This is a genomic window from Shewanella sp. N2AIL (assembly GCF_022690845.1).
Classification (GTDB): Bacteria; Pseudomonadota; Gammaproteobacteria; order Enterobacterales; family Shewanellaceae; genus Shewanella; species Shewanella baltica.
In genome coordinates this window covers 32261-50101 of sequence record NZ_JALBYT010000028.1, presented here as the reverse complement: position 1 = coordinate 50101, position 17841 = coordinate 32261, and the positions used below count along the sequence as shown (strand labels likewise).

Below are 17841 nucleotides of genomic sequence, written 5' to 3'. Positions count from 1 at the left end.
GATGGGATGTAGCGGGTTTGTGAATATATTCCTTATCTATGAAATAGTTACAATGCAATAGGCAATAAATACATTCGCCAGAGTGAGTGCAACTTACAGCTATTAATATATAAGTGATTTTAGCTGTTATTTTAGACGTTTTTTCTTCATTTTAAATTATCTTGGTTAAGGTATAGCATTGATAGTAATGTTTTTTATTAACTTTCTTAAAGCTATTTAGCTTGAGTTCGGTAAGTCTGGCATTACTTTTGTAATGTACTTAGCGTATTTAAATAATTAACTAGGAGTACATTATGAAAAATACCATTCTTACTTTGGCCGCCATTATTTCTTTAGCCTCTGTTAGTGTTTACTCTCATGCGGAGAATATGAAAAATAATGATGTCGCAGAAAATGGCATTTATGTTGGTGCTAACTATGGTTATTTAAAAGTCGATGGTAAAGATGACTTCGATGACAATAGCGATGTTATTCAAGGGCTTGTTGGTTATCGCTTCAACCAATATTTAGCTATCGAAGGCGGATACGTCAACTTCGGTGATTATGGCAATAGCCTTTCTAATGCAGAAACAGATGGTTATACCGCTGCGCTAAAAGTCTCTTATCCCATTGTAGATCGCGTTGAGTTGTACGCTAAAGGTGGGCAACTATGGTATTCCACTGATTATGATGTGTTAGGTTTTTCTGGAAATAAAGATGATGAAGGTGTGTTCGCCGGTGCCGGTGTTGCATTCAAAGTCACAGATCGATTCTTAATTAATGCCGAGTACACTTGGTATGATGCAGGAATTACCGTTGAAAATGTTAGCAACGGTGCAGATACAGACACAGACTTTAAACAAGCCAGTTTAGGTGTTGAATATCGATTCTAATTATTCGTTTTTGATATTTATAATTTAAGAATTAATTATCTAGGTGTGACACGCTAAGTGTCACACCTTTTTTATATTACTAATAAGCCCCTCCGAGTTTTTATTTTTTAAATCAAAGTCAAAATCAACGTCGTGGGGCTTCACCCCACACCAGACCAAGAGGGGAAAAGCGCCTGTTCCGCTTTTGGAAATCCCTTGCCGAATAACGTACATGTTTAACTGCCTGTTTGTCATCCATGGCTCTCATTCGTAATGCCGTTACGCAGCACTTACCCTGGTGAAGTTACATGCATTGGTTTAGCTGCCTCATACTCCAAAAATCACCTAACGGCTCAGATGGTACATCCAAGCGCTCCCGATACTGCGCCATCATCAATGATGGCACCACTGCATGTTTGCCTATATATTTCGATAACTTCGCAGGGAAGGCGTATCCCTATAGTTTTAGTATTGTTGGTTTGTCGTTCAAAGCAAAAATATGGATTTCCTATCTTTCTTTGCTGTGACAGAGGTTTTATCAATAAATTTGTTACTTCTCTTTTACGTGTTTTGACGTTAATTACGTATGTTGCATTACTTGATTATTGCGATAAGTTATTTACTCCTGCGTATAAAAATACAACAACATCGCAGAGATCACGAACAATCGTTTATCTAAGTAATATCCATCCAAGAACCCAGATTTTTATCGTGTTTAACATTTTGGTTACATAATGGTTGTTTAATAATTGTACAGTCTTCCTTGTGTTATTCATTTTTTGAGTAAAACTATTCGTCAATAATTGGTGTTGGTGTTTTGCGGTTATACATTTTAAAAGATGTTTTCTATGTATTTATTTGTATTCACCATGTTAACATCGAGTTTGATTTTATGTCATAGGGCTAGGTTAGTTTAACCTCATTTTTAAAGGATTAAATTTATGTTCAAGAAAGATATAGTATCAGTGCTTGTGTTCTCAGCATTGATGTCAGGATGTGGCGATTCAGCGAAATCTACACCTGAAAAAACTAATCAGACTCCTACAATCGCTGCAGAATTCTCTCCTATAACCGAAAAATCCTCTGTAAATTTGTCAATCGTCGCATCAGATGACGATCGTATTGCAAGTTATTTATGGGAGCAAGTTTCAGGTACACAATTAGCTTTCACTGGTGGTGACTCTGATACCATTGCATTTGAGGTCCCTGCAATTACTCAAGATAGTGTAGTTGAATTTAAAATAACTGTTACAGACAGTGAAGGTCTTTCTGCCTCAATAATTTCACCAGTGAAAATTGAGAGAATTGAAGCCTTGTATTCGATTGTAGGGAAGGTTGTTGGTAACGGTTTTAACAATGTTGATATTACGGCTACAGTCGGGGAGGAATTAGCGACATCGACTATAGATGACTCAGGCTTATTTTCTCTAATGCTTGCTGTTGATGATGATGTTGATGTTGATAAAACGGTGACAATTAAGGCTGGGAGCATCGATACTTTTCAATTAGTTGCGCTTTATCCATCTATTACGACTTTTGCTTTGGCTGATGGGTTAAGTCCTGTATCTAATGGTGTTCAGTCTAAAGGTGTAAAAGTCAAATCTAGTCGTGCAGCCGAGAACCAACAAAGCTCACCTACAGTGTCTATTTCTGCGGTATCAACGGCGCTATTTGGTTTGTTAAGCGCAGCTAATGGTGGCAAAACACCTATTAATACGAGCGAAATGCAGTTATTTGAAAGTCAAATTAACCCCGATCTTATTATCGAGGCTGCTGCTGTGGTTAATATTGTACTTTCGAGCGAACAGAAACTGCTTGACGAAGGTATGGATTTAGTCAGTACTATTACTAATCCTGCAGCCTACAATGCATTAGTAGTAAAAATTGAAGCTATCGACCCTAATAGTATTTCCGATGCAGTAGAAAAAATCATTCTTAATCCTGATTATGCAGTTGCACTTACACCGGAAAACATTGCTCCTATTTATTATCAAACAACAGCTGTTGCCCCAACTTTTGTAGCTCGAAGTGGAGCGCGCTATGAATTTAAACAGGAAGGCATTGGCAAGAATGTAAATTCCTATGAGAATGATCAATTTGATTGGACAGTGAGCAACAATACAATAAAGTTAGATTATTCCCAATATGAGAGTAATGGAAGTACATCTTTTGAGTCTGTGTCGAATATCTCTTTTTTAACTGAAGTTGAAAAAGAAGCTATAATTGCAAACGGTCATCAACAAGTTATGACTAGCTATAAGCCATTTAGTAGGACGTTGACTCGTATTGTTAGTGGTTCGACAGTCGACACATTCCGTGATGAATATGTGCAAATACACTCAGTGTTACCTATTAAAGAAAATGGTTTTACTTTTCCAGGGGCATCAAAAGAATCCAGTACCGTAAGTAATGTACTATTACGCAAAGCTTCAATGGGTAATAAGCAATTTGAGGCTGGTGAGCTTGTGGGGCTTTGGGGATTTGATGTATACCGGAATAGTCATGTTAATTCAAAAATGGACTTTGAAATTTTAGATTTTATGATGGGCGGTAAAGGTATCAGCATCGATTCAGGTGATGATTTTACATGGTCTATAAATGATGGTGTATTATCAGTTAACTTTGAAAGATATAGTCATTCTGTGAATCTAATCGATATGGTTGGGGGCGACTATTCTGTATTCACTGAAGTATTTGATAATGAAGTTGGTGAAGTTATTACGGCTAGTTTTGGTGGTGCAGTTAAAATAAAAGATGATGTTCAATGGTCTGCAGAAAATGTTTTAACAGGACCAGAACACTATTATCAAACAATGGTCAATCAGTGGAGTAGTTATTCATGGGATGGCGATATTCTCAAATATTGTTCTGCTGTATACACCATTGAAGAATGTTTGGAATATAACTCTGGTATAATGTTTGGTTTTCAAATGCTAACAGATAATACAGGTGGCCGTTATAGTGCGCCTTCAGATTTATTACCTCCGAATTTAACTAATTATTTCATTAGTCCATTAACTTGGTTGCTGACAGAAAATAACAAGCTTCGTATGGATTCGCTGGATGTTTGTTACGATGATGCGTCAAAGTCTTGCCGTTACCGTGAGTGGAAATTGTTAAAGATGATTGACGGTCGTCTAGGAAAACGAATTTATGTGCAAGAAGTTGATATGAAACGCGAGCGCAATCAGTCTGCAGGAGAATGGAAAGTTAATATTTCGCCGCGCTGGAATATGTATGAACTAATTGAGGTTGAATATTTTAATAAAACTGCATCAAGCGTTGAAATGTCTAAGATTGGTAAGGCAGCGGTAGCGGCTATTTTTGAATTCAAAGTATCAGTGCTGCCAATTGACAAAGTCTCCTACAAGATTCTCTACCCAAGTGTAGTTAAACAAGTCGTTCATTAGTCGTTATAAATATTTAGTGTGAAGTTTCTTTAGTAATTATACATGCCAACTACACTTGTGGTTGGCATATATTGAATGAATATTGCCATTAAACTTATGGTAATAAATGCGACTTCAAGTCTAAATTCCTAAGCTTTAGAAAAAAGGCGCCTGAGCGCCTTTTCTATTTAAGCTATGGGTAAACGACCCAAAACCTCAAATCTGATTACAACTCTCTGCTAGAAAATCAGATCATACTCTTCCCGTAGGATCTTGATGATATCTGCCTTTGGATTCGCTGGCAGTGGGATCGCCGCGCCAGTCACCTTCTCAGCAACGCCTGTGTAAGTGCGTGACACTTGCATCATGGCCTCAAGTGGCAGGTCATTGTCGCGAGCTAGGGCTTCACGCTCTGGCATTCTGTCTTTGTTAAGCAGCACATCAGGATCGGGGAAATGATTCAGCAAGAACTGGCGGAAACCCTCTTTGGAGTTTTCTAAAATCTTGCCATCGCGGTAGGCGGCGCCGTCCCAAATACGTGATGAGTCTGGGGTGCCGACTTCATCCATATAAATCAGTTTTGAGTTGCCATCTTTGTCAGTCACATAACCGAACTCAAACTTAGTGTCGACAAACACTTGATCAAGCTTTGCCAGCGCTGCTGAAATAACTTTAAAGCCATCTTTTAACAGCTTCTCGTACAGGTCGATATCTGCAAGCTTTTCAAAGCCAAAGGCTTGGTAATTGGCTTCGATGTCGCTGCGGCTGATGTTCACGTCATCTTGGGCGGGTACGCCTGGGATGCCGGTTAAAATACCCTTAGTCGATGGGGTGATTAACAGCTCAGGTAGCTTTTGATCTTTCTCTAAGCCTTCTGGCAGTGTTATGCCACAGAATACTCGCTCGCCTTTTGAGTAAGCGCGCCACATTGAGCCTGTAATGTACTGGCGGCATATAGCTTCGACTTTAATAGGGCGAGCTTTTTGTACTATCCATACGAACGGGTGCGGGATATCCAAAATATGGCTGTCGGCTAGGCCGTTTTCGGCGAACAGTTTAAACCAGTGGTTAGAAATCGCGTTTAATGCCGCGCCTTTACCGGGAATGCCTTTGAGGCCGCCTTCACCGTGGAAGATACAGTCGAAGGCCGAGATACGGTCGCTGATCACCATGATGGCGAGCGGGGTATCTTCGGGGACGTTATAACCTTTAGTGGTAATTAAACGGCGACTGTCGGCATCGGTTAGCCAGTAAACGCTGCGAACCTTGCCGCTGTGGACTGGGCTGTCGGTGCGGATAGGTAAATCGTTATTGATGGCAAGTACGGAATCAGCAAGACTCATGACGAGTATTCCTTAGGATAGAGAGTGTAGGGATAAGGTTTTTATAAGTGTCGGTTTGCAGATGGACTATGGCGTTAGCAACAGCCAGATTTATTGCAACCGCTTTATTATTCGCGCGTGGCTTAGGGCGTAAAGCGCTCAGCCAGTTTTCGGGATTTGATGTTAAATCTTGAACAGCAAAAGGGGTATTTTCGGGCGGTGTTTGAATTGTGTTGGGTGAAGATAATGCAAGGGATGGAACAAACGCAGGGCAAGGTTGGCACCACAGTGAAAGTGGTCTGTTAAAGCGGGCTGGGCCCGTGCCATTTTGCTCGAAAATGCTAACCATTAATCCGAGAGAACCTTGTGCTAGACTGCCGCGAAAAAGTGGCGACATTTTACCTTTATTGACGAAATTTGCCACGGCTATTTGCATTGTTCTTTGCTGATGTGCGAGCTTATGACACAGTTGCAGCCCACAAGACCATCAAGCTAAATATCCAATGGAGGGAATATGAGCACAAGTCATCCACATCTAGATAGCGACAGAGAATTGATATTAGAGCGGATTATCGACGCGCCACCGGAAAAACTGTTCCGCGCGTGGACCGAGCCTGAGCTTCTCAAAATTTGGTTTACGCCAAGGCCGTGGACTGTGGCTAGCGCGACCTTAGATGTGCGTGCTGGCGGCACTAACGTGATTGTAATGCGCAGCCCTGAGGGGCAAGATTTTCCTAACCGCGGCGTGTATCTTGAGGTGGTTGAGAATGAGCGCATCGTATTTACCGATGCCTTTACCGAGGCTTGGGTGCCGTCCGATAAAGCTTTTATGACGGCAACCATCACGTTTGAACCTGTGGACGGTAAGACCAAGTACACTGCGCGGGTGCTGCATTGGAATAGCGAAGATAGGCAGAATCATGAGGATATGGGGTTTCATCAGGGTTGGTCTAAGGCGACCGATCAGCTTGAGGAACTCGTCGCGAACATTTAGCCGGTGAGTCTCAAGCCTCGTATCAGAGAGTAAACAATAAGCAGTATCTAGCCCAATTGCTCTGTATATTTTATTGCTGGGGATTGGGTAGGATTAGAGGTGTTATGTCGTCACAGAAAGAAGTGCCAATGCTTAAACAATCAGTGCTTGCGCCATCGCAACTCGCGCAAAGCGCGGCTTTGCAGGGCAATAGTTTTTTATCAAAACAGTTTAATGGCTTGTCGGAATTAGCCCAAGAGCTACAGGGCATCGAGTTCGAGGATTGCTGCTTTCAAGACTGTCATTTTAGCGAGAGCGTTTTTCGTAAATGTAAGTTTATCGATTGTCGCTTTGTACGCTGCAACTTGAGTTTAGTGAAAGTGCCCCAGTGCCAGTTCAGCGGGGTCGAGTTTGAAGAGTGTAAGTTAGTCGGTATCGATTGGACCCGCGCCGCATGGTCGCGTTTATCCTTTGCCGCGCCTTTTTCCTTTAAGCAATGTATCTTAAATGACTGCTCATTTTTAGGCTTGTCCCTCGATGAAATCATCATCGAAGAGTGTAAGGCCCACGATGTGGATTTTCGCGAGGGCAGTTTCAACCAAGCCAATTTCACCTACACGGATTTTAGTCATAGTCTGTTTGGCCGAACTCAATTATTGGAGGCGGATTTCAGCGAGGCCTCAAATTACAATATCGACATTTTTAACAATAAAATCAAAGGGGCTAAGTTTAGCCGCGACGAAGCGATTCGCCTGCTCAACTGCCTCGATATAGAGCTAATGGATTAATGCGATTGTAATCAGTTTGCGTCTGCTAGCACGATGCTCTTATCCTGCTAGGGTTATCGCAATTGATTGAAATGTCAGTTTTCTTCTAAGCCGCCAGTGTCCAAACTGGCGGCATTTTTCTGTCTTCTCCGTCGATGTAAAGCCTGTTCCCAATAAGCCTGTTGATCTTATTCACGTATTTCAGCGTCAGTCTTAGGTTTTAGTTGCGATAGATCACACCGAGCTTCCCCATGTGGTTTACCACAATATCCGCCTACCTCTTTCGGGATAACAATCTTTGTGGATGAGCAGTGTATTCAGCGGATGCTGGTATTTTGAAGATATGGCGGCGCTGTTTTTACGCTTTTATAACTAAAAAAGTAATCAAATCAGTGAGCAAACCTCTGCTCGATGGCGCCAAAAATGGCGACTGACGGGTGGGATGAGCGTGATGGAGGTAACCATGATTGAGCTTAATAGGCGAACCTTTTTAAAGGGAGCGGGAGCGAGCAGTGCCACGTGTGCGTTAGCCAGTCTGCTGCCGGGCAGCTTAGCGGCATTAGAGAATAAGCAGCTAAAGGGCATGGGCAAGGAAATTGCCAGTATTTGCGAAATGTGTTCAACCCGTTGCCCGATTTCGGCGCGGGTGATTGAGGGCAAAAACGTCTTCATTAGTGGTAACAAGGCCGCTAAGTCCTTTGGCGGTAAAGTGTGTGCTCGTGGCGGCGCAGGCCATAGCTTACTGTACGATCCACAGCGTATCGTTAAACCGTTAAAGCGGGTCGGTGAGCGCGGCGAAGGCAAATGGGCTGAGATCAGTTGGGATGAGGCTTATAAATTAATCGCCGAAAACCTAAATAAAATCAAAAAAGAACATGGCCCAGAGGCAGTGGCATTCTCGTCAAAATCGGGCTCACAAGAAAAGCATTTGTTTCACCTTGCGACCGCCTTTGGTAGTCCAAATACTTTTACCCACGCGTCGACGTGCCCCGGCGGTTATGAAATTGCCGCTAAGGCCATCTTTGGCACTAAGGTCAAACGAGATTTAAGTAACTCTAAATACATCATTAACTTCGGCCATAACCTGTACGAAGGCATCAATATGTCCGAAACCCGCGGCATGATGGCGGCGCAAATGGACAAAGGTGCCAAGCTGGTGGTCTTCGAGCCAAGATTCTCCGTCGTGGCCGATAAAGCCGATGAATGGTATGCCATTCGCCCCGGAACCGACGTTGCCGTCGCCTTGGCGTTATGCCATGTATTGATTGAAGATAATCTTTACGACAAGGCATTTGTCGCGCGCTATGTGGAAGGCTTCGAAGCCTTTGCCGCCGAAGTGAAAGCCTATACCCCTGAATGGGCCGAAACCATTTCCGATGTACCTGCCAAAGACATTCGCCGCATCGCCCACGAATATGCGGCAAAAGCGCCCCATGCCGTGGTCGATTTTGGTCACAGAGCCACCTTCACCACCGAAGAGTTTGAGATGCGCCGCGCCCTGTACGCCGCCAACGTCTTGATTGGTAATATTGAGCGTAAGGGCGGGATTTATATCGGCCAGAAACCCGGTGATTACAACAAGCTTGCCGGTGAAGCAGTTGCGCCCGTATTGGCAAAACCTGGCGTGAAAGACATGCCAAAACCAGCAGCGAAACGTATCGATCAAGTGGAAGAACAGTACGCCATGATGTGGACATCGGGCGGCGTCTACCAAACCATTCTCGATGCCACCTTAAGCGCTGTGCCTTACCAGTTACACGGCTGGGTGATGTCACGCACTAACCCAATGCAAACCATGACAGACAGAGCGCGCGTCGTTGAAGCCTTGAAAAAGCTCGACTTTGTCGCCGTGTGTGATGTGTATATCAGTGAAACCGCCGCCTATGCGGACGTGATTTTACCTGAGTCGACTTATCTTGAACGTGATGAAGAAATTGCTGATAAGTCAGGTAAAAATCCCGCCTATTATGTGCGCCAACGTGTGGTTGAAACCTTAGGTGATACTAAGCCTTCTTGGCAGATCTTTAAGGATGTGGGTGTGGCTATGGGCCTTGGCGAGTTCTATCCATGGGAAAACATGGAAACCCTGCAAATGCTACAGGTGAACCGCGACACTGACCTGCTGCGCCGTATTAAAGACGAAGGTTTTGTGAGCTTCGGTAAGCCAATTATGTTGTGCGAGCCTAAGATGGTTGCCGAGTTTACTAAGGCATACCCCAATGCGCGACCTGCCGATGAAGACGGCACTTACGCAAGTGCACTCACCTTTAAAACCCCGAGTGGCAAGATTGAACTCACCTCCGCCAAAGTCGAAGCCATGGCACCGGGCCGTGGGGTGATCAAGTTCCGCGAAGTGAATCTTAAAAAAGCAGATGAGCTGTACTTTATCCAAGGCAAAGTGGCGGTGCACACCAATGGCGCCACCCACAATGTGCCTATGCTCGCTAACCTGATGTCGGATAACGCTGTGTGGGTTCACCCCGTCACTGCGGGCAAATTAGGGATCAGCAATGGCGACCCAATCCGCCTCACCAGCAGTGTTGGCACAGAAGAAGGCCATGCCTTAGTCACGCCGGGCATTCGCCAAGATACTGTGTTTGCTTACATGGGCTTTGGTTCTAAAAACAAAGAGTTGGTCAGAGCAACAGGCAAAGGTATCCACTGCGGTAACTTACTGCCGCACGTGACGGCTCCAGTGTGTGGCATGACAGTGCACACCACGGGCGTCACGCTGGCAAAGCGCTAATCGGAGGCTTAAATGAATAAACGATATGTAATGGTGCACGACGAGAATAAGTGCATCGGCTGCCAAGCCTGTAACGTGGCGTGTCGCAGTGAAAATGGCGTACCCGAAGGCGTTACTCGTCTGCAAGTGCGTGTGGAAGGCCCCTTTGGTGAGATGCCCAATCTGCACTTCAAATACCACAGGGTATCTTGCCAGCAATGTGAAGATGCGCCCTGCGTTAAGGTGTGCCCAACGGGCGCGGCCTATGTGGGTGAAGACGGCATTATCTCTATCCATACCGAGAAGTGTGTCGGCTGTATGTACTGTGTGGCAGCGTGCCCTTATAAAGTGCGCTTTATGAACCCAGAAACCAAGGCGGCGGATAAGTGTAACTTCTGTAAAGACAGTCGTTTAGCGCGGGGCGAAGAGCCAGCGTGTGTGACTGTGTGTCCAACCGATGCCTTAGTGTTTGGCGATGCTAATGATCCGCAGAGTGAAGTAGCCATCATGCTCAACACTAAAATCACATACCAAGATAAAACCCATTTAGGTACTAAACCTAGGGTATATCGCGTTCCTACCAAAAGAGGGGGGATTTGATTATGAACAATACTTGGGGCGACATGGCGCAATATGATCCTGTCACATGGCACTGGGTCATCGCCGTTTACCTGTTTATGGCGGGGTTATCCGCGGGCAGTTTATTGATTGGCATTGGTTTACGCTGGGCGAATAAGGAGCTCAGCGCGGGAGCCGAAAGCAGCATTCTTAAGGCGGCTGCCATTATTGGGCCTGTGGCGATTAGCTTAGGTTTAGCCTGCTTAGTGTTTGATTTAACCAAACCATTCCACTTCTGGCTGATCTTAATTCACTATAACTTCCAGTCTGTGATGGCCATTGGGGTGCTGGCGCTGCTGGCGTATTCTCCCTTAGCCTTTGCGTACGCTATTATTGTGCTGCGGGATGACTTACCAAAATGGGGTTTGGGTTTCCTAACACCTATCGCTAAGTTACTTATGCCATTTCGAAAGCTGATTGAAGTATTGTTGTTTGTCCTCGCCATTGGCGTAGGGGCTTACACTGGCTTCTTAATTTCGGCGATGAATGCTTACCCTATGCTCAACACTGCGGTACTGCCTGCGCTGTTTTTAGTGTCGGGTTTATCGGCGGGCGCTGCGGCAAACGCGGTACTGGCACTCTTGCTGTTTAAGACTGACAGCCACGATAAAACCTTAGTCAAGATGCACGGTTTAGAGTTGCCTGTGATGGCGATTGAAATCCTGTTCCTGTTCATGTTGTTCTGTGCCTTGTACTTCAAGGGCGGCGCGGCGGCTGCGGCTTTAGCGTCGTTAATTTCTGGGCTATGGGCAAGCGTGTTCTGGATAGGCGTCGTCGGTATAGGTTTTGGTATTCCATTGCTGTTCATGTTGCTACCAGCCGCGACTCGCCATACTAAGGGCGCAATGATCATGGTTGCCTGCGCGAGCTTAACCGGCGTACTCGCTCTAAGACACTTTATTGTGTACGCAGGGCAAAGCTATTTAAGCTGAGTGTAAGCTGGCTTTAGATATTGATAGATAAAGAAAAGCACTGACAATGTCAGTGCTTTTTATTGTTTGAATCTTCAGATGATTTGCCAATACAAGCAGGACGCTTATTGGGGTAATAACTCGATAACCGACTTCACCGTTAGCACTAAGGCGCTGATACTGCAGAGGACTAATGTCGCCATTTTAGTTTTATCTTTATCGACACTGCCCACTAATCGCCCCGCGACTAAATACCCTAAAAGCACTGAAGGTAGCAACATCAACGACAGCCACAGGTGCTTCAATTCTAATAAGCCAGTGATCGCCAGAATGACCATAGCTATGGTGGAGCTAAAAATGAAGAAGGCCGACAGGGCGGCGCGAAACTGCGAAGCGTCTTTGCCTGACAATAGAATCGCCATCGGCGGACCACCAATAGCGGCAATATTACCGAAAATACCCGAGACGACGCCCGCCCCAAAGAGGGTTTTCTTATTCACTGGCAGGCTGAATTTATACAGGCTGAGGATAACCGCGACTGCCACAATGGCGGCGATGGATAACCCGAGTATGGGCTGAGGCGCAAACAGCAACAGACTCGCACCGATAAAACCACCGGGCACGCGACCTATAAGCGCATATTGCAAGCCATTGAATTCTAAATGACCACGCTCCCGGAATAAGGTCAGTAGCGAGATGGTAAATCCCATGGCAATAACGGGACCCGGTACGAGTTGTGGATCGACGATATATAGCAAAGGACTGGCGACAACCGCTAGGCCAAACCCAATCAGGCTCTGGGTTAAGGCGCCAAGAAATACAATCAGCGAGGCCAAGGCAAGAGTCTGTGGATCTATCATAGAAAACATAGGATTCCATATAAACAAAAAGGGATCGTTAACGATCCCTATTGATGAGCACTGTGATGTAACTTTGCCAGCGACAAGTCGCTATTCCATGTCTTCCCACTCGATCCCCATCTCGTCCATCAGCAACTTGGCTTCGGCGGGAATGCTGTCTGGGCTATCTTTTGACAGATCTTCATCGTTAGGCAATGGCTGGCCAGTGTAGGCGTGCAAAAATGCCTCACACAACAGCTCGCTGTTGGTGGCGTGACGCAAATTATTGACCTGACGACGAGTTCGTTCGTCCGTAAGGACCTTAAGCACTTTGAGCGGAATAGACACAGTAATTTTTTTTACTTGTTCATTCTTCTTGCCATGTTCAGCATAGGGGCTGATGTATTCCCCATTCCATTCAGTCATTGACTCACCTGTTATAACGCTAAATTCGGGGCAGATTTTAAACCCTTACAAAGAACAGTCAAATTATTGCTACTATTTCTTTGTGATTGCAAACAGATTTCTTTATGTTCAGACGTCTAAACGTCTTCACGCCTATTGACGATGGCGTTGGGCTTAGGTACATTTAGACGTCCAGACATCTCTATCAGTCTACCGAATTTAGGAGTCCACCCATGGCAGAGCGTCAATTAGCCACACTGGCAGTGCGTCAGGGTATCGAAAGCGATACTCAATATGGTGCAGTTGTGCCACCGATTTATTTGTCGACTAATTACGCCTTCGATGGTCATAAAAATCCCCGCGAATTCGATTACAGTCGTTCAGGCAACCCAACGCGCTGCATTTTAGGCGAAGCATTAGCGCAATTAGAAAAGGGCGCCACTGGCATAGTGACATGCACTGGCATGGCGGCCATCACTCTAGTGACCACTTTGCTCGGCCCTGATGACCTGTTGGTGGTGCCCCACGATTGCTACGGAGGTTCTTACCGTTTATTTACTAATTTGGCGAAGAAAGGCCAGTTTAAGCTGATTGTGGTCGATCAAACCGACAGCCAAGCGTTAGCCGTCGCTATCGCACAAAATCCTAAGATGGTGTGGCTCGAAACCCCATCGAACCCGCTATTGCGTGTGGTGGATATCGAAGCCATTGCCAAGGCGAGCCATGAGGTCGGCGCACTAGTCGTGGTCGATAACACTTTTTTATCGCCGATATTGCAACAACCCCTATTGTTAGGCGCGGATATCGTTATCCACTCCACCACTAAATACATCAATGGTCACAGCGATGTGGTTGGCGGCGCAGTGGTTGCCAAAGATGCACAAATTGGCGAAAGCTTACATTGGTGGTCGAACACGTTAGGCTTAACGGGATCGGCATTTGATAGTTACTTAACCCTGCGCGGCCTACGTACCTTAGCGGTGCGAATTCGTGAACATCAAGCCAATGCCCAGCGCATTGTTGAGGTATTGACGCAAAGCCCTGTGGTGAGCAAAGTTTATTACCCTGGTCTTGCGGATCACCCAGGTCATGCGATTGCAGCCAAGCAACAAAAAGGCTTTGGCGCTATGCTGAGTTTTGAGCTCAAGGGCGGCGAGGCCGAAGTGGTGGCCTTTTTAGGTGCACTTAGGTTATTTAGTGTGGCGGAAAGTTTAGGTGGCGTAGAAAGTTTAGTGGCTGTGCCCGCAACTATGACCCACAGAGCCATGGAGCCGCAGGCGCGTTTTGAGGCAGGCATTAAGGACACCCTATTGCGTCTATCGGTGGGTATTGAAGATGCCGCCGATTTAGTTGCAGATATTCAAGCAGGATTAGCCGCCGTTGCGGCTTGTCAGTAGAGGAATAATAGATGGCACGTTGTCACTTACATAAATTTGGTGGCTCCAGTTTAGCGGATGCCGATTGTTATCGCCGAGTCGCCCATATCCTGTTAACCCACGGTCATAGCGATGACCTTGTGGTGGTCTCTGCGGCGGGTAAGAGCACGAATTTCCTGTATAAATTATTAGCGCTGCGCGACGCGGGTCAGTTGTGGCAAGAAGAATTACAAGTGCTGACCAGCTATCAACAGGGTTTGGTAGAGCAGTTATTGTCGAACGAACAAGCCCGCGATCTGCGTGAGCGTTTGGCGACAGATCAGGCGCAGCTCATCAGTTTATTGTCCCTCGACGAACGCAACGAATACCAAGTTAACCATGTGGTGAGCTTTGGCGAGCGTTGGTCGGCGCGCTTGATGGCGGCGCTGCTGCGCGAATCTGGTGTGGCGGCAAGCCATGTGGATGCCTGTTCAATCTTAGTGGCTGATGAAGCCGCCGTACCGCAAATTCGGGTGCAGGAATCTCGCGCTAAAGTACAAGCGCTGTTGGCTGCACATCCTAATGAGCGACTGGTGATCACCGGATTTATCTGCGCTAATGAGCGCGGCGATACCTTATTACTCGGTCGTAATGGTTCCGATTTTAGCGCTAGCCTGATTGCCAGCCTTGCCGATATTGAGCGCGTGACCATTTGGACCGATGTAGAAGGGGTGTTCAACGCTGACCCGAATAAGATCAACGATGCTAAATTACTGAAAAGCATGTCACTTGCCGAAGCTGACCGCTTAGCGCGTTTAGGCTCGCCGGTATTGCATTCGCGCACTCTGCAGCCTTTGTTCAATACCGAAGTGAGTTTAGCGGTGCGCTCAAGTTATGCATCGCACACCGACTTTACCTTGATTGCGCCCCACAGTTCGTCTGCGAGCGCGCCTGTGGTGACGAACCTCAATGCTGTCGTATTGTTCGGCTTTAAGCTTACGGGTGAATTAACGAGCTTATTAGATTCGTTGATCGCCGCGGGTTTAACGCCATTGGCCCATTGGACGTCTGCCCATCAAAGGGTTGAGCTTGCCTATACCGCTGAAAATCAAAAACAAGTGCAAAGATTGCTCGATGCCGAGACAGAAGCATTAGGGATCAGCGATCAGCAGATCAACACAGATCTCGGCTTAGTGGCATTAGTCAGTGCCGATGCCGAACATTATCGCCGCAGCTTTGCTCGTTTATTAAGCCGTGATGCTAAACCTTTGTTTAGTGGTGACTTAAGCTTAGTGACGCTGGTGCCCCAGTCGCAGGTGAATCTGTTAACGCAAAAGGTACACCGCCGCTGCGCTGGGCCGCGTAAACGCATTGGTGTCTTGCTGCTCGGTGTGGGCAACATAGGTGAGGCTTGGGTCGATTTGTTTAAGTCGGTGTCGCCATCACTGGATCATGAACTCGAAGCCAGTGTTGAGTTAGTCGGCTTAGTCAGTTCGAGTAAAGCCTTGATTAAATCCACAGGCATTAATCTTGCCGCGTGGCAGACTGAGTTTAATACCGAGGCAACACCTTGGCAGTACGAGCACTTGTTCGAGCAATTAGAACGGGTTAACTGTGACGAGCTGGTGGCCTTAGATATCAGTGCCAGCGCCAGTTTGACGCTGCAATATCCAGAGCTATTCGAGCGCGGCATCCATGTGGTGAGCGCGAATAAACTCGCAGGCTCGGGCCCACTGCCTTTCTACCGTGAGTTAAAGCAGCAACTGGGTAATCGTCGTTTATTTTGGCGCTATAACGCCAGTTGCGGCGCGGGCTTACCCATCCAACATGCGCTAAATGATCTGCGTAACAGCGGTGATAGTGTTGAAGCCGTGGGCGGGATTTTCTCTGGCACTCTGTGTTGGTTATTTGAGAAATACGATACCAGTAAGCCATTTTCAGAATTAGTGATTGAAGCCAGAGGCTTAGGTATTACTGAACCCGATCCCCGCGACGATCTGTCCGGTCGTGATATGCAGCGTAAGCTGCTTATTTTGGCCCGTGAAATTGGCCTTGAAATCGAGCTTGAAGATATTGAATTACGCTCATTAGTGCCAGCCGATTTGGCCGATATTCCCTTAGATCAGTTTCTTGCCCGCATTGCCGAGTTAGATGCCGATCTGCTGCAACAATACGGTGCGGCGGCGGAGCAAAATAAGGTGCTGAGATACGTGGCATCCTTAGATAACAGCGGCCCAGAGCTTAAAGCCGAAGTCGGTTTGCAATGGATTGATGCCCATCATCCCTACGCTAATTTGACCCCCGGCGATAACGTGTTTGTGATCCGCAGCGTCTTTTATCAAGGTAACCCTTTGATCATCCGTGGACCGGGCGCCGGACGCGAAGTGACAGCGGCGGCGGTGCAGTCGGATCTGACGCAGATCTGTCGCGATCTCTTGCAAGAGTAGACTGAAATTCAGCAGCTTAAAGGACTCATTCGAGTCCTTTTTTATTGGCTAGAATAAATCTATCGAATTAACCGAGATTAAATGCGGTTTATGGGTATTTTTTGGCTTGACTTACATCTCAGTTTCTCTAGTATATGGACATATAGACGTCCAAACGTCCATTTGAACTAATTCATACTAGCAAAGAGTAGCGCCAAGGGCGGTTGAGGAAATACACATGGCTTTTCATCACGCACAACATTCACAATCGCTGAACCAGAGCTTGTCTGAGCTTAATGGCGATATTAATGTTTCTTTTGAGTTTTTTCCGCCATCGACCCCCGAAATGGAACAGATCCTGTGGAACTCTATTCGTCGTTTAGAGCCGCTTAATCCTAAGTTTGTGTCTGTGACCTATGGCGCTAACTCAGGTGTGCGCGACCGTACCCACGGCGTGATTGAGCGTATTCAACAGGAAACTGACCTTGTTGCCGCGCCGCACTTAACCTTAGTGGATGCTAGCGATGAAGAGCTATTAGAACTGGCTAAGCATTACTGGAAGTCGGGCATTCGTGACATAGTGGCACTGCGGGGTGATTTACCTGCGGGCAGCCCCAAGCCCACTCGTTTTGCGGTGGATTTAGTGCGTTTACTGCGCTCTGTGGCCGACTTTGATATTTCCGTTGCGGCCTATCCAGAAGTGCATCCCGATGCGAGCAATGCACAGGCGGATTTGATCAACCTTAAGCGTAAGATTGATGCGGGCGCTAGCCGTGCCATTACCCAGTTTTTCTTCGATGTGGAATCTTACCTGCGCTTTCGTGACCGCTGCGTCGCCGCAGGTATCGACGTTGAAATCGTGCCAGGCATTTTACCTGTGACTAACTTTACCCAGTTAAAACGTTTCGCGGGCATGACCAATGTGTCGTTACCGGGCTGGCTACACAAGCAATTCGATGGTTTAGAAAACGATGCTGGCACACGCCAATTGGTGGGTGCAAACGTGGCAATCGACATGGTGAAAGTACTGTCCCGCGAAGGCGTGAAGGATTTCCACTTCTACACCCTAAACCGCGCCGAACTGACCTACGCCATTTGCCATACGCTAGGTGTGCGTCCTAAGTAAGCTATTGTTTAAAATGGTCTAAAAATTAAAGCGCTGATGAGAATTAGCGCTTTTTTGTTTTTAAAATCCTACAAAGTGCACGTTCCATTTTGTGCATTCTCTTCTATTGTATCGGTTTTACCTTATCTTCTTTT

14 protein-coding genes are annotated in these 17841 nt (G+C 46.3%); 10 read left to right on the top strand and 4 right to left on the bottom strand.

Annotated elements, in window-relative coordinates:
* Positions 1-293: 293 nt before the first annotated feature.
* Entirely contained in the window at positions 294-872 is a 579-nt protein-coding gene (locus MO387_RS15810; protein WP_012088141.1) for a porin family protein, read from the top strand.
* Between the two features lie 920 nt (positions 873-1792).
* On the top strand, positions 1793-4261 hold the full coding sequence (locus MO387_RS15805; protein WP_242326397.1) for a hypothetical protein: 2469 nt from the start codon (positions 1793-1795) through the stop codon (positions 4259-4261).
* Between the two features lie 218 nt (positions 4262-4479).
* Here the strand turns inward: MO387_RS15805 and MO387_RS15800 are convergent, their stop codons facing one another.
* Both MO387_RS15800 and MO387_RS15795 read right to left on the bottom strand, forming a co-directional pair.
* Positions 4480-5583, bottom strand: coding sequence for a phosphoribosylaminoimidazolesuccinocarboxamide synthase (locus MO387_RS15800; protein ID WP_242326396.1), 1104 nt, complete (start codon positions 5581-5583; stop codon positions 4480-4482).
* Complete coding sequence (locus tag MO387_RS15795) at positions 5570-5998, bottom strand: hypothetical protein (RefSeq protein WP_347342545.1); 429 nt, start codon at positions 5996-5998, stop codon at positions 5570-5572. Before MO387_RS15795 ends, MO387_RS15800 begins: the two co-directional genes overlap by 14 nt.
* 78 nt (positions 5999-6076) lie before the next feature.
* Between MO387_RS15795 and MO387_RS15790 the strand changes: the two genes are divergently transcribed.
* From MO387_RS15790 to nrfD, 5 genes are all read left to right on the top strand, one after another.
* Positions 6077-6556: an SRPBCC family protein gene (locus MO387_RS15790; protein WP_242326394.1), complete on the top strand. Its 480-nt coding sequence runs from the start codon at positions 6077-6079 to the stop codon at positions 6554-6556.
* A gap of 104 nt (positions 6557-6660) precedes the next feature.
* Positions 6661-7323: a pentapeptide repeat-containing protein gene (locus MO387_RS15785; protein ID WP_242326393.1), complete on the top strand. Its 663-nt coding sequence runs from the start codon at positions 6661-6663 to the stop codon at positions 7321-7323.
* 442 nt (positions 7324-7765) lie between these two features.
* The gene (phsA, locus tag MO387_RS15780; protein WP_242326392.1) at positions 7766-10048 is read left to right on the top strand and encodes a thiosulfate reductase PhsA; all 2283 of its coding nucleotides are present in this window, start codon (positions 7766-7768) and stop codon (positions 10046-10048) included.
* Positions 10049-10060: 12 nt separating this feature from the next.
* Entirely contained in the window at positions 10061-10627 is a 567-nt protein-coding gene (locus MO387_RS15775) for a 4Fe-4S dicluster domain-containing protein (protein ID WP_113940053.1), read from the top strand.
* Between the two features lie 2 nt (positions 10628-10629).
* Positions 10630-11577, top strand: coding sequence for an NrfD/PsrC family molybdoenzyme membrane anchor subunit (gene nrfD / locus MO387_RS15770; RefSeq protein ID WP_242326391.1), 948 nt, complete (start codon positions 10630-10632; stop codon positions 11575-11577).
* A 104-nt stretch (positions 11578-11681) separates the two neighbouring features.
* Here the strand turns inward: nrfD and MO387_RS15765 are convergent, their stop codons facing one another.
* Complete coding sequence (locus MO387_RS15765; RefSeq protein ID WP_012196613.1) at positions 11682-12425, bottom strand: sulfite exporter TauE/SafE family protein; 744 nt, start codon at positions 12423-12425, stop codon at positions 11682-11684.
* Positions 12426-12506: 81 nt separating this feature from the next.
* Positions 12507-12821: a met regulon transcriptional regulator MetJ gene (gene metJ / locus MO387_RS15760; RefSeq protein ID WP_006083215.1), complete on the bottom strand. Its 315-nt coding sequence runs from the start codon at positions 12819-12821 to the stop codon at positions 12507-12509.
* 212 nt (positions 12822-13033) lie between these two features.
* Here metJ and metB point away from each other — a divergent pair, with 212 nt between their 5' ends.
* The 3 genes from metB to metF all read left to right on the top strand — a co-directional run bounded on the left by metB (position 13034) and on the right by metF (position 17707).
* Complete coding sequence (gene metB, locus MO387_RS15755; RefSeq protein ID WP_242326390.1) at positions 13034-14197, top strand: cystathionine gamma-synthase; 1164 nt, start codon at positions 13034-13036, stop codon at positions 14195-14197.
* 11 nt (positions 14198-14208) lie between these two features.
* The gene (locus MO387_RS15750; RefSeq protein WP_242326389.1) at positions 14209-16602 is read left to right on the top strand and encodes a bifunctional aspartate kinase/homoserine dehydrogenase II; all 2394 of its coding nucleotides are present in this window, start codon (positions 14209-14211) and stop codon (positions 16600-16602) included.
* 217 nt (positions 16603-16819) lie between these two features.
* Positions 16820-17707 (top strand): methylenetetrahydrofolate reductase, encoded by an 888-nt coding sequence (gene metF, locus MO387_RS15745; protein WP_006083212.1) that lies wholly within the window; start codon positions 16820-16822, stop codon positions 17705-17707.
* The last annotated feature ends 134 nt before the right edge of the window (positions 17708-17841 follow it).